The sequence below is a fragment of the Planctomycetia bacterium genome (genome assembly GCA_034440135.1).
Classification (GTDB): domain Bacteria; phylum Planctomycetota; class Planctomycetia; order Pirellulales; family JALHLM01; genus JALHLM01.
Window position 1 is genome coordinate 1 of the sequence record JAWXBP010000128.1, and the last position, 12,308, is coordinate 12,308.

At 61.5% G+C, this 12,308-nt stretch carries 12 protein-coding genes and 1 tRNA gene; 2 read left to right on the top strand and 11 right to left on the bottom strand.

Features of this window, described 5'->3' with window-relative positions; translation table 11 throughout:
* Positions 1–2: 2 nt before the first annotated feature.
* Together SGJ19_07185 and SGJ19_07190 are read right to left on the bottom strand one after the other, a co-directional pair.
* Positions 3–74: transfer RNA gene (locus tag SGJ19_07185), tRNA-Gly, on the bottom strand.
* Positions 75–316: 242 nt separating this feature from the next.
* On the bottom strand, positions 317–1,096 hold the full coding sequence (locus SGJ19_07190; GenBank protein MDZ4780018.1) for a DNA alkylation repair protein: 780 nt from the start codon (positions 1,094–1,096) through the stop codon (positions 317–319).
* 132 nt (positions 1,097–1,228) lie between these two features.
* On the opposite strand from SGJ19_07190, the gene SGJ19_07195 reads away from it, so the two are divergent.
* Both SGJ19_07195 and SGJ19_07200 read left to right on the top strand, forming a co-directional pair.
* Positions 1,229–1,690, top strand: coding sequence for a RidA family protein (locus tag SGJ19_07195; GenBank protein ID MDZ4780019.1), 462 nt, complete (start codon positions 1,229–1,231; stop codon positions 1,688–1,690).
* A 103-nt stretch (positions 1,691–1,793) separates the two neighbouring features.
* The gene (locus tag SGJ19_07200) at positions 1,794–2,660 is read left to right on the top strand and encodes a hypothetical protein (protein MDZ4780020.1); all 867 of its coding nucleotides are present in this window, start codon (positions 1,794–1,796) and stop codon (positions 2,658–2,660) included.
* Positions 2,661–2,671: 11 nt separating this feature from the next.
* Here the strand turns inward: SGJ19_07200 and SGJ19_07205 are convergent, their stop codons facing one another.
* The 9 genes from SGJ19_07205 to SGJ19_07245 form a co-directional block, all read right to left on the bottom strand.
* A complete protein-coding gene (locus tag SGJ19_07205; protein ID MDZ4780021.1) occupies positions 2,672–3,550 on the bottom strand; it encodes a hypothetical protein in 879 nt (292 codons plus the stop codon).
* Between the two features lie 307 nt (positions 3,551–3,857).
* Positions 3,858–4,574: a pyridoxine 5'-phosphate synthase gene (locus tag SGJ19_07210; GenBank protein ID MDZ4780022.1), complete on the bottom strand. Its 717-nt coding sequence runs from the start codon at positions 4,572–4,574 to the stop codon at positions 3,858–3,860.
* 88 nt (positions 4,575–4,662) lie between these two features.
* Positions 4,663–6,036, bottom strand: coding sequence for a chromate efflux transporter (gene chrA, locus SGJ19_07215; GenBank protein ID MDZ4780023.1), 1,374 nt, complete (start codon positions 6,034–6,036; stop codon positions 4,663–4,665).
* A 247-nt stretch (positions 6,037–6,283) separates the two neighbouring features.
* Positions 6,284–7,276 carry a GNAT family N-acetyltransferase gene (locus SGJ19_07220; protein MDZ4780024.1) on the bottom strand — a complete coding sequence of 331 codons (993 nt, stop codon included), beginning with the start codon at positions 7,274–7,276 and terminating at the stop codon, positions 6,284–6,286.
* On the bottom strand, positions 7,273–7,581 hold the full coding sequence (locus tag SGJ19_07225) for a Rieske 2Fe-2S domain-containing protein (protein ID MDZ4780025.1): 309 nt from the start codon (positions 7,579–7,581) through the stop codon (positions 7,273–7,275). Before SGJ19_07225 ends, SGJ19_07220 begins: the two co-directional genes overlap by 4 nt.
* Before the next feature lie 167 nt (positions 7,582–7,748).
* Positions 7,749–8,660 (bottom strand): lysophospholipid acyltransferase family protein, encoded by a 912-nt coding sequence (locus SGJ19_07230; protein ID MDZ4780026.1) that lies wholly within the window; start codon positions 8,658–8,660, stop codon positions 7,749–7,751.
* Between the two features lie 266 nt (positions 8,661–8,926).
* Positions 8,927–9,616 (bottom strand): NAD(P)H-hydrate epimerase, encoded by a 690-nt coding sequence (locus tag SGJ19_07235; protein ID MDZ4780027.1) that lies wholly within the window; start codon positions 9,614–9,616, stop codon positions 8,927–8,929.
* An 11-nt stretch (positions 9,617–9,627) separates the two neighbouring features.
* Complete coding sequence (locus SGJ19_07240) at positions 9,628–10,509, bottom strand: ATPase domain-containing protein (GenBank protein MDZ4780028.1); 882 nt, start codon at positions 10,507–10,509, stop codon at positions 9,628–9,630.
* Positions 10,510–10,730: 221 nt separating this feature from the next.
* On the bottom strand, positions 10,731–11,963 hold the full coding sequence (locus tag SGJ19_07245) for an aldose epimerase family protein (GenBank protein MDZ4780029.1): 1,233 nt from the start codon (positions 11,961–11,963) through the stop codon (positions 10,731–10,733).
* Between the last annotated feature and the right edge of the window lie 345 nt (positions 11,964–12,308).

Consider the following 12,308-nt stretch of genomic DNA (forward strand, 5'->3'; position numbering starts at 1 on the left):
AGAGCGGGAGACGAGGATCGAACTCGCGACATCCAGCTTGGGAAGCTAGCGCTCTACCACTGAGCTACTCCCGCGTATTGGCTTGTTCTTCGAGAAAATCCCAGGGTGTGCGGATGGGAACCTCGGCGAGACCGAGCGTCGATTTGGGTGGGCTGGCGCCCGCTACCGAGACAAACACGAGCGCTTACGTCCGTCGACGAAACCTCGATCATAGCCTGAATTCCCTCGGCCGCAAGCTGACGCAACCCCTATTGGGCGACCTGTATTCTGTTCCGACCTGCCGGCGGAAGGTTGGGCCGGGAGTTCGCGGGCCGCGCTACTTTGTTCGCTTGCCCGCCGCGAGTCGGCGAGCTACCGAAGCAGACTTCAACTCCCGCAACGCGCCCTTGCCAGTCCATCGTGCCGTGGGATTGGCAGACTCCGTCAGGCTTTGGCCGGTCGCGATGGCCGCTCCATGCAGCGCGGCGTTCCTTTTGCCCACGGCGCGAAGTGCCATATTGACGGCCTTCTTCACGAAGTTGCGATCGTCGTTGGCTGCCGCCTCGACGAGCCGCAGTCCCGCGATGAACGACGCATCCGGCCCCTCTTTGTCATGAACGGACAGGCCCCACAGCAATGCGAACGCCGCTCGCTTTTCGAACTCCGGCTTCCGCTTGGACCACGGTGCGAGTTTCTTCCAGGCCAGCGGCGTGCGATCGAACAGGTGAAAGCACACGGTGTCGCAAATCGCCCAGTTGTCGAAGTCACGACACCAGCGATCCATCTCCGCCGCCGTCAGCTTCGCCGGCTCGGCGACGAACGCTGCCAGCATGCGTGCTTCGTACCAGCCGGATTTCCATAGGGCCCCGGCCAACGCATGGTCGCGCCCGAGCCGCTTGGCAAGTAGACGGATATCGGCCACGGTCACTCCGAAGGCCCGGTCCGCCGGAATCGCGAATCGCGCCATGCCGTCAAGCGTGCGCTTCGTGGCGCGACGCTTCAGCGCGGCAATCGCCGACACCACTTGTCGTTCAATTTCACTTTCGGTGATTTCGCCGCTGATTTGCGGATTGGTCGCGTCAGTGACTTGGCGTGCTTGCCGTTGTGGTTTTTTCATAGCAGGGCCAATCTATCATGACGAGGAGTCCGGCAACGAGTCGATTGTGAGCCAGCCCTGGACGATGGCGCTGCGCAGCCGATAGAATCCGCCGGTCACACTTTGATCCACACGCCAGCCCGGAATCCGTCCATGAGCGCCGAAGCCCGTCTCCAGGAATTGAAGCTCGAGTTGCCCCCCGCCCCCAAGCCGATCGGGGTGTATAAGCCCTGCGTCGTGGTTGGCAACCTGGCCTACGTCTCCGGCCACGGGCCGCTCAAGTCCGACGGCACGCTGATGACCGGCCGCGTGGGGGCCGACGCCGACAAAGACGCCGGCTACGCCGCCGCCCGGCAGACCGGCCTGGCGATCCTGGCCACGCTCAAGGCTTCGCTCGGCAGCCTGGACCGCGTGAAGCGAGTGATCAAGGTCCTCGGCATGGTGAACTGCGTGGCGGAATTCGAGCAGCACCCGGCGGTGATCAACGGGTTCAGCGAGCTCTTCGCCCAAGTCTTCGGCCCCGACCACGGCGTCGGCGCCCGCAGCGCAGTCGGGATGTGCTCGCTGCCATCGAACATCACGGTGGAGATTGAGGCGATTTTTGAAGTGGAGTAGAGGGAGCCAAAAAGAGTGGCCAGCGATACATTCCTGCGAAACGGCGCGGTAGAATCTAGGGAATGGTCCTACGTCAATCAGCAGTCGCCCTTGGACGTGCGCGATGATCAGCTACGAAGATCGACTCGCCTCGAACTTGGAGTGGGCCTTGACCGAAGGCAGCATTTTCTTCGAAGACCGCGGCGCGGTGCAAACCGCTTTGCGTCGCATTGCGCAGCGTCTTGAGGAACTTGGCATTTCCTACGCGATTGTCGGCGGGATGGCGCTGTTTACTCATGGCGTGCGACGTTTCACCGAGGACGTGGACATCCTGATTGCCACGGAGTCCCTGCAGCGCATTCATGATGAACTAGAAGGGCGCGGCTATGTCACGCCATTCGCACGAAGTAAGAATCTGCGGGACACGGAGCACGGCGTGCGAATCGAGTTCTTGCTGTCCGGGCAGTTCCCCGGCGACGGGAAACCCAAGCCGGTTTCGTTTCCGAGGCCGGAAGACGTTTCGATCGAAGTGGATGGCGTTCGCGTCATCAGCTTGCCGAAACTCGTTGAATTGAAACTTGCGTCGGGCATGACGAGTCCGCACCGTGTGAAGGACTTGGCCGACGTTCAAGAACTGATCCGGGCACGCCAACTGCCGCTCGAATTCGCCTCGCAACTAGATCCGTTCGTACGATCGCGATACCAGGAGAGTTGGCATCTCGTGCATAGCGGCGACCAACGATTTATGATCGTTCGACCCGATTTGCATGTGCTCGGGTTTGAACGCCCCGTCAGTAATCTGGTCGCGGAATGGCGTCGCACAGACGCGACGCTGGACGCCATGTTAAGCGATGGCGTTCAAGTCGACGACGACGCTACTAACAGAACACGGACGCTCGTGCTCTTCACGACGGACGAGCAACTGGCGCGTAAGCATGAACTCCATCCAGAACAAGAATTCTTCTTGGAAGGCGGGTCGCAAGCGAGTTGAACGCATAGCGATCAAAATCGCGGCCCGCTCGCCGTCCCCCGGCTTGGCGGCAAATCCGCCTTCGGTTCCGGCTTTGCTGCCGACGGATAGAGTCGGTCGCTCGGGAATAGCTGCGATTTATCCGCGGGGCTGTCCGTGATGTTGTTGAGCCAGCGGAACATACGCAGAGAGTGGAACTCTCCCGCATCGTTGTAGAGTTCCGGCCCAAAGCAGCCGAGCACTCCGGCGGCGATGCGTTCGTTCAGATCGGCGTTCGGACTCGGATCGGTCAGGCTGCGGCGAAACGCGGCGCGCAGGGAGGCGAGTAAGAGGCCCCAGACTTGCGCGTCGCTGATCAAGCCGGCTTGATAGTGTAGATCGAGCGCGAACTCTCGTGCTCGTTCACTATCCACGGCGAATGTCGCCACTTCGGCGGTTTGCAGCAATCGTCCGACCAGAACGTCGGACCAACGTTCCGAACGGCGACGTAAGCGATTGAGTTCGACGGCCGTTTCCGGAGAGAAATGGGCGCCGTGCAAAAGTAGTTTTAAGGCGCGATTCCGCGCCTCCATATGCGAGAGCATCACGCTGCGGGCGATCATTTCGCCATCGCTTTGCCCGTGCAACGCGCTCCGCGCCGCGAGGATGGCCGTCCACACGCGGGTCAGTACTTCACTGGTGAAGATCTCTTCCACCAGGCCGGGCAAGTTCGCCGCGCGATCGCGGGGATGGCTGGTTTCGACCATTCGCGGTTGCAGCGAGCGGAGCCAGCGGTCCAGGCGGCATTTCGACGCCACCCAGTATTGCTCCAAGGACTCGCCGGAAAATTCGAATCGCCCGCCGACAATCACCGGGCCATGATGGGCGACCAGCGCGGCCAGCTCGACGAGGTCGCGGGCGTGCAAAGTCATGAAGAGGGCTCAAATAGTGTGCGATGGCGTTTGCCGACAGCAAGCTGAGGGCGTCCTTCGCCGAACCGGGAGAGCCCGAGGGGACTAAGGCTCTCCCGGTCGGCTGGGAGAAGGACGTTGAGAGGAGGGAAAGGCAAACGGGATGCCATTCAGCCGACGAGCCGCGCTCGGACGACGTCAATGCGTGGCGGCATAGAGACTTGCGCACTAATTCAGAATCACGTCGCAGTGCGCACAAAGGCTCGGCGCGTGGATAAAACACAACGCGTGATGTTCGAGAAGAACAACAATCCGTAGCGCCGGGTTGCTATTGTTGCGAAATCAGCCGCTTCATCTCGCGCACGGCCTGTTCCATGCCGACCATGATGGCTCGGGCGACGATGCTGTGGCCGATGTTTAGCTCGCACATGTGCGGAATTTCGGCTACCGGGCGGACGTTCTGATAGTTGAGGCCATGCCCGGCGTGGAGCGTCATGCCGGCCGTGACAATGGCGGCCCCGGCCTCGCGCAGCAGTTGCAACTCGTGTTCGCGCTGCTTGCCTTGCGCCAAAGCGTACGCGCCGGTGTGCAATTCGACGCCGTTGACGCCGAGCTGATCCGCCAAGGCGATTTGCCGCGGATCGGGATCGAGAAACAGGCTCACCTCGATGCCCGCTTGCTGCAATCTCGCCGTCGTCGAAGCCACGCGTTCACGTTGCGAGACGACGTCGAGTCCGCCTTCGGTGGTCACTTCCTCGCGCCGCTCCGGCACGAGCGTCACCTGGTGAGGCTTCACTTCGCAGGCCAGCGCGGCGATCTCGTCGCAGCAGGCCATCTCCAGATTGAGTTTCACGTGAACCGACTCGCGCAGCACGCGGACGTCGCGATCGATGATGTGCCGGCGGTCTTCGCGAAGGTGGATCGTAATCCCATCCGCACCGCCGATCTCGGCGAGCGCCGCCGCCCAAACGGGGTCCGGCTCATAGGTCCGCCGCGCTTGGCGGACCGTCGCCACATGATCGATATTCACGCCCAGCAAAGCCATTCGCCGCGTCTCCGAAATTGAAGGTCGTCGCCCGAGATTATAACATCGCGGACAAACGCCGGGGTCGTGTGGTTCGCCCAAAGGAAGTCTAGAAAGCCCGCACTGCGATGCCGGCTGCCACGCAGATGCCAAGCACTAGGAACAGATTCCACTTAAAACGCAGCAGCATCACGGCGGCGGCGGCAGCGATCGTCGCCGCGGCCCAATCGATCGTGCGCCACACTGGGACGTCGATCTCGCCGCCGGGGAAGGACCAAGGGTTGCGTTCGCTGAACAGCGTGCGGAGGGCGAACCAGATTGCCAGGTTGAGGATCACGCCGACGACCGCGGCGGTGACTGCCGAAAGGGCGCTGCTCCAGAGGGCGCTGTTGCGCAAGCGCTCGACGTACGGCGCGCCGACGAAAATGTAAAGAAAACAGGGCACGTAAGTCACCCAGGTCGTGATCAACGAGGCGACGACGCCCGCTGCGATCGGTGAAAACGGCGCCGGGTGCCGATAAGCGCCCAGAAACGCCACGTATTGCACGACTTGAATCAACGGGCCGGGCGTGGTCTCCGCCATGCCGAGGCCGTCGATCATTTCGCCTTCTTGGATCCAACCGTATTTCTCGACCGACTGTTGCCCGACGTAGGGCAACACGGCGTAGGCGCCGCCAAAGGTGACGACGGCCGCCTTGCTGAAGAAAGCGCCTTCCTGCACCAGCACGTGCTCGCGCCCCAGCCAGGCCGTGAGCGCTGCGAGCGGCACGAACCACAGCAACAGGCACGTGACGCCGACGCGCAAGGTGCGACGCCAACTGGGCGCGATGTGCGTGAGCGCCGTTTCGTCAACGACCGGCGTCAGCACAAACGCCGTGGCGTCCGCCTTGTGACCGCGCATGAGGTGAAACGTCTCCGGACGCCACCGCCCGCCACAGAAGCCAATCATGCCAGCCGTGAATACAATCAACGGAAACGGCACATGGAAAGCAAAAATGGCGACGAATGCGGCGGCGGCGATCGCGACCATCACTCCGTTCTTCAACACACGTTTGCTGATCCGCAGCACCGCTTCCAGTACGACGGCGACAATTGCGGGTTTCAGTCCGTAAAAAAGCGCAGTGATAAACTCAGTGTCTTGATATTCCGCGTAGAGCACGCTCAAAGCCAGAATCGACACGAAGCCCGGCAGCACGAACAGAATTCCGGCCGTCAGCCCGCCGAGCGTCCGATGCAGCAGCCAGCCGATGTAAATGCAGAGTTGCTGTGCTTCCGGCCCCGGCAGCAACGTGCAGAAATTCAGCGCATGGAGAAAGCGTTGCTCGCTGATCCAGCGTTTTTGCTCGACCAAAATGCGATGCATCACCGCAATTTGCCCGGCCGGTCCGCCGAAGCTGAGCGCGGCGATCTTCGCCCAGACCCAGAAAGCTTCACGATAGGTCACGCCGCGCGGCGGATCGGCGGCGTCAACAACGTCGGACATGAAAGCACGGTGCGTGGCGGCAACTTGGACGAGACCGCCTCCATACTAGCCCGTAGCGCCAGCGAGGGGGAGCTGACGTCGCCGCAGGGAGTTGGATCAAACTCTCAACGACGTCGAAGAGAAGACCTGGACGCAACGAGGTTGAGAGTTTGATCGTGTCGATGTAGGCAGCGTCAATTCTCCCTCGCTGGCGCTACGGGCTAGTGGAGGAGATTTTGTAAGACGACGTAGTCGTCGCCGCGACGTCTCAGGCTTCCTTTCGAAACACCGAGCCGTGGTCGGCGACGTGGAAGCCGAGCTTGGCGTAGAGGGCCATGGCTGCGGCGTTTTGCTGCATCGTCTGCACTTCGACGACAGCGATGCCCTCGTCGTGGAGTTGTTTGAAGGCCTCGCTGAGCAGATACATGGCCAGTCCTTGGCGGCGGTGCGTAGGCAAAACCTCCAGATCAGTCACGCCGACGGCATGCACGCCCCAGGAGTGCCCCAAAGGTTCCATCGTCCACGACATCGCCGAAGCCAGCGCCGGTCCGCCAGTGCGCGGCAGCAGGTCGAAACGTTTCCGCTCGAAACAGCCGTAGGTGCAGGCCTCCCACCAGGAGATTGGCGTCGGGTCGTGCGTCGCCTGCACCACGAGGTTGCGGCGATGTTGCATCTGCTGGCGATCGATCGGCGCGCGGAAGCCAAGCAACTCCCGCTGATGGATGGCGACGCGATCGATCTCGCGATACCCGTGCGCCTGAAAGAACTGGTGGCTCAACAGATCCGAGTGCAGAACGCCGGGCAATTCGCTACCGCCGTAGAGCCCGAGGTAGAACGCATTCAGCGGTCGAATGCCTCCGGCGTAGAACACCTGCGAACCTTGCGAGGCGAGATATGCTTCCGCAGCCGCGAGCAACAACCCCGGCACTTCGGTATTTCGCTGCGCCGGCCGGACTTGCAGGGCGTAGATCGCGCCGAGTTGGCGATCGAGCCCCGACTGATTTTCGCTCGCGCCGAAGCCCGCGTGAACAAAGCCGACCGGGTGTCCAGCCTCGACGGCGACGATCACGCCATCGGCGTCGAAATACGGTTTGGAGAGGACGAAGCTTTCCAGCTGCGCCACCGTGAGCGGCTGATTGAGTCCCCGCTGCGCCGGCTGCGATCGCCAGATCTCGACCAACGCCGGCGGATCGCCATTGCGGAACGGCCGCAGTTCGATCGCGCCGGAGGAGACCTGACTGTCAAGCTGCGGAGAACTCATTCCAGCGCGACCAGGATATCGTCTCCCGCGATCTTGACTGCCAGCGACGGCTGACAAATCGACGGGCTGAGCTGATGTTGGCCGGTCCGCACGTCGAATTGCCAGCCATGCCAGGGACAAGTGACGATTCCGCCAGTCAACTGTCCCTTGCCGAGTGGTCCGCCTTGATGGGGACACACGCCGTCTAACGCATGGACTTCGCCCGATACGTTGAACAACGCCACGATCCGATCCCCCGCCACGCACTCCAACGCCGCGCCGTCGGCCAAATCGGTCACCGCGGCGACACGAAGCCAGGAGGGCATGAGGTGAGTCCGGGGGGAGGTAATTATTTGAACGGGAGAAGAGTTTGAAGTTTTCAGTGTTCAGTTTTCAATGCGGACTGCGAACCGCAACACTGAAAACGGAACGCTGAAAACTTCAAACTCGCCACTCCTGCTGATTATAGAACGCTTTTCCGTTTTCGTGCCAGTCACGCGGCGCGGCGGCGGCGGGCGGGGCGGTTATCCTTCCAGCGGCGGTGGAGCCACCAGTACTGTTCCGGGGCCGTTCTGACGAAACGCTCGATTTCGGCCGTATACCACTGCGTTAGTTCGCGGATCCCGGCGACATTCTGGGCCGAGTCGCGGGGATCGGCGAAGTTCTGCGAGTTTATCTCGTAGTGCAACGGCGGCCCCACTCGCCGGGCATAGCCGATCGCCACGCGCGCGTCGTGATCCAACGCAAAGAGGGCGATCGCCTTATGGGCCGAGGCCGGGCGGCCGAAGAATTCCACCCAGCAACCCTTCGAGCCGGCATATTGATCGGCCAGAAACGTCATCGTCCCGCCGGCGGTGAGAATGCGGATGATCTCCTCGTAACCGCCCTTTTTGGGAACGATGTGCTGACCGGTCGAGCCGCGGAACCGGTTGATCCAGCGATCCAGGTAGGGGTTGTCGAGCACGCGCGCCACGGCATACGTGGGGAAGCCGAGCAAACCGAGCGCGAACCCGGCGATTTCGAAGTTGCCAAAATGGGCGGAAACGATCAGCAGCGGCCGGTCGTCGAGCAGACCGCGCATCAAATCGGCGGCCCCGCGCAGTTCGATATAGTCGCGCCAGTTCGTCTCATGAATTTTCCGCGGCGCATGGGCGACCTCGCAGACGAACAGGATCAGATGCGCCCACATGTCGCGGGCCAACTGCTCTCGTCGGGCATCGGTCCAATCCGGGAAGGCATGGCGGAGATTTTCGTCGATCACGCCACGGCGAACGCGCAGGATATCGACGGCCAGCACGCCGATCCAGCGCGAGAACTCCGCGCACCATTCCAGCGGCACGGCCTGCACGACGGCGATCAGCACCCGCGCCGTCACATACCCCAGGTACTGCGATAACCGCCGCATCCAGCCAAGACTCCGTTCACAGGCCCGTCAGGAAACCGCCAAATTATCCCACATTCCGCCGCGACGAGGCTACGTCAATTCCGGCAAGGTTTAGCCCGCGAAACACGCGAAACAACGCGAAAAGTGAAGGAGGGGAGGTAGAGGTGCGGGAGCTTGGCACGAATTCAATATCACTGCCACGATTTCCCCCCATTCATTGCTTCCTCTTTTCGCGTCATTTCGCGTGTTTCGCGGGGTAAACCTCTGCGTCTCCGCGCCTCGGCGGTTCAATCGCGTAGGACGTCGTCGATCAACCTTCGCGGGGCGCCGATTTGGGCGACATGGACTTGTCCGAGATAGGGCGCCGCAACGGGATTTTGGAATCCAATCTTGGGGGCCACGAAGGTTACCGTGTGGTCGGCGCGGAAGCTGTTTTCCGCCGCGTGACCGGTGTTGGCATCGAGCCCGCTCGGTACGTCGATCGCCAATCGCCGCGCGGTGGCTTGATTCAATTGGCGGACCACGGCGCCGTACGGCGGGCGAAATGCACCGCGGAATCCGGTGCCGAAGAGCGCATCGACGACCCAATCGGCGCCCTGCAACAATGCCGGATGCAGCTCCAGCAGATCGGCTGGTGCGCACAGCTCCAGGCGCACGTTGCAGTGCCGCAGGATGCCGAGATTCGTCGAAGCGTCGGGGCTCAATTCCGAATTCAACGCCCAGAGCGCCACGCGGACTTCGTAGCCCTCGGCGTCCAACAGTCGCGCCATCGCGAGCCCGTCGCCGCCGTTGTTGCCCCAGCCGCAGCAGATCGCGATCGGTCCTTTAACGCCCAATCGCAACAAGACGTCGAGCGCCCCGCGCGCCGCATTCTCCATCAACACCAGTCCGGACATGCCGCACTCGCTTACGGCGCGGCGGTCGATCTCACGCGCTTGGGCGGGGGTGATGTAGCGTTCCATGGTCGATGAAGTCAATGTGTGTCACTTCATGCCGACGGTTTCACGCGCAGGCCTTGTTCGCCGATCTCGAATTCGAACAGTCCTTCTGCTGCAGCGCTGCCGCGGTGTTTGGGGATGTAGAGCGCCCGCGTGGTCTTGAGGCCGTCGCGGAGCTTGCCCATCAGGATCACCGTGTTGGCGTTCGAGAGGATATCGCCCTCGTCGAGCGGGCGATCGATCAGTCGCTCCAGCATCGTCTCATGCGTCGTGTACAGCAACACGCAGCCGATAGCGTTGGACGCATAACTCTGCGCGGCGGCTTGCGCGGCATACTCTCGGTAATGTTCGCGCAAGAGATCGCGCGCGACCCAGTCGGGATCTTTGCGCAGAATTTGGTGATAGACGTACTCGAACAACTCGAATTGGATCGAGTCGCTGGGCCGATCGACCGGCTCGATGCCGTCGATTACTGCGCGGCGCACGCCGCGGAGAAAATGGCGATAGAAAAAGCCGATAGTCACGCCGAGCTTTTTCGCCAACTCCGCCTGCCAGTCCTGCCAGGCTTCCATGCCCAGGTCCCGGCGCGTGACGCGACGGCCGGAGTATTCGAACACGCGCAGGTAGTCGCCCAGCGGCGACGCGGCATCGTATATCTCCTCAGGCGTCGCCTCGCGTTCCGAGTGAACTGGATTGATCGGCCAATCGAACATCCGCTGCGCATACTCGACATGGCTCTGAGAATCGCCGCGCGAGCTCATATCGAACAGCACGCCGCGTCGGCCTTCCTGCTTCGCACCGGCCTCGGCGAATTGCAGCCCGAGTTGCGTCTTGCCGATCCCGGTCGCCCCTACGACCACGGTCAACGTCCCCGGTAACAACCCTCCGCCCAGTAATTCGTCGAGGCCAGGTACGCCGGTGGAAAGTCGCATGGAGTGAAGTGACAAGCGGATGCAGTTCGGGATTCGGAGATGTTTGCAGCGTTCGACAAATGCAATCGGCATCACACTAGCCCGACGCGCAAGCGAGGGGGAGCGGAAGTCGAATTGAGTACGACGTGTACTCTTGGCCAACGCTCACGCCCCCGCGCTTGCGCGTCGGGCTAGTGTAGCGATTCCCTCGCATCATGAAGTGGTTTTTCGATTTCTCGACGTTACTTCTGAACCGAGAACCGATGCACGGTCGTGCTTTCGTACTTCTCACCGGGCTTGAGCACGACACTCGGGAATTTCGGTTGGTTCGGGCTGTCGGGATAGTGTTGCGTTTCCAGGCAGAAAGCGCCGTGCTTGCCGGCGTGCGCGCTGCCGGCGTCATCGCCGAGGCCGTTGCCGGTGTAAAGCTGGATGCCGGGCTCCGTGGTCGTGATCTCCATCACGCGCCCGCTGGCGGGATCAACCACGCGGGCCGCCAACTGCGGCGACTTGCCGTCGTAACCGTTGATGACATAACAGTGATCGTAGCCGCCACCTTCCACCTGCGCAATTCGCGCGCCGATTGCCGTCGACTTGCGGAAATCCATCGGCGTGCCGGTGACGTCGCGCTCTTCGCCGCGCGGGATCTGCGTCGCGTCGATCGGCAGATACTTGTCGCAGTTCAGCGTGAGCTCTTGCTTCAGTACGTCGCCATTGCCGGCGCCGGCCAGGTTCCAATAGCAGTGATTGGTGAGACTGAAGACAGTCGGTTTGTCGGTCTTCGCCAGATAGTGAATCTGCAGCGCGTTTTCATCCGTGAGCGTATAAATGACCGTCACGTCGAACTTCCCAGGATAGCCTTCATCCCCGTCCGGACTGCTGTGATGAAGGATCAAGTGAGCCGCCTGCTGCTCATCGTCGACGGTGCCTGCGGCAACCTTCCACACGACCTTGTCGAAACCCTTCAAGCCGCCGTGCAGATGGTTCGGACCGTTGTTGACGGCCAGCGTATATTCCTTCCCGTCGAGCGTGAACTTCCCCTTGGCGATGCGATTGCCGTAGCGGCCGATGGTCGCCCCGAAATACGGGTGGCCTTTCAAGTACATCTCGAGGTTGTCGAAGCCCAGGTTTACATTGGCGACATTGCCATCGCGGTCGGGCACTTCGACGCTGACGACGATCGCGCCATAGCTCATGATCTTCACGCGCATACCATTGGCGTTGGTCAGCGTGTAGAGATCGACTTCTTGGCCAGCGGCGGTCCTGCCAAACGGTTCCTTGGTCATCTTCATCGTGGGCTCACTCTCCGAATTCGTGGACGCAGCGCCGGCTTGCTCGTCAGCGGGGACGCCCAGCGGATCGCTCGGCACTTCCACAGGACCGGTAGCAACCGGCTTCGCCGGCTCGCAGGCCGTCAGGATAAGGGACAAAGCCGTAACGCAACAACCGGCCAGCAGATGAAGGGGACGACGCATGGGTAGGGAAACTCCGCCTGAGTAGGCCAAAAGGTGGTGAGCGCGTCTGTTTGAGCCTATGGTAGCGTTCGGTGAGCGATCATTCTACTTGCAACGCGCGAAACAGCAGGACGAATTGTTAATGCCGATGGGAGCCCGGCCGGGCGTTCTAGGCCCGCTCAGCAAGCTTAAGAATGTGACTCCTGCTCTCTTAAATTGCAACGCCGCCTCATTTCTCGGCGGAACCAACAAATTGCGATCTAGCGCATTACCGCCTAGAATCGAAGAAATGTGAGCCGTTGCTTCCTTCGAGCTGAAAACTGCCTGGAACAACTCATGCTGTACAAATATGTCTCAGCTTCTAAT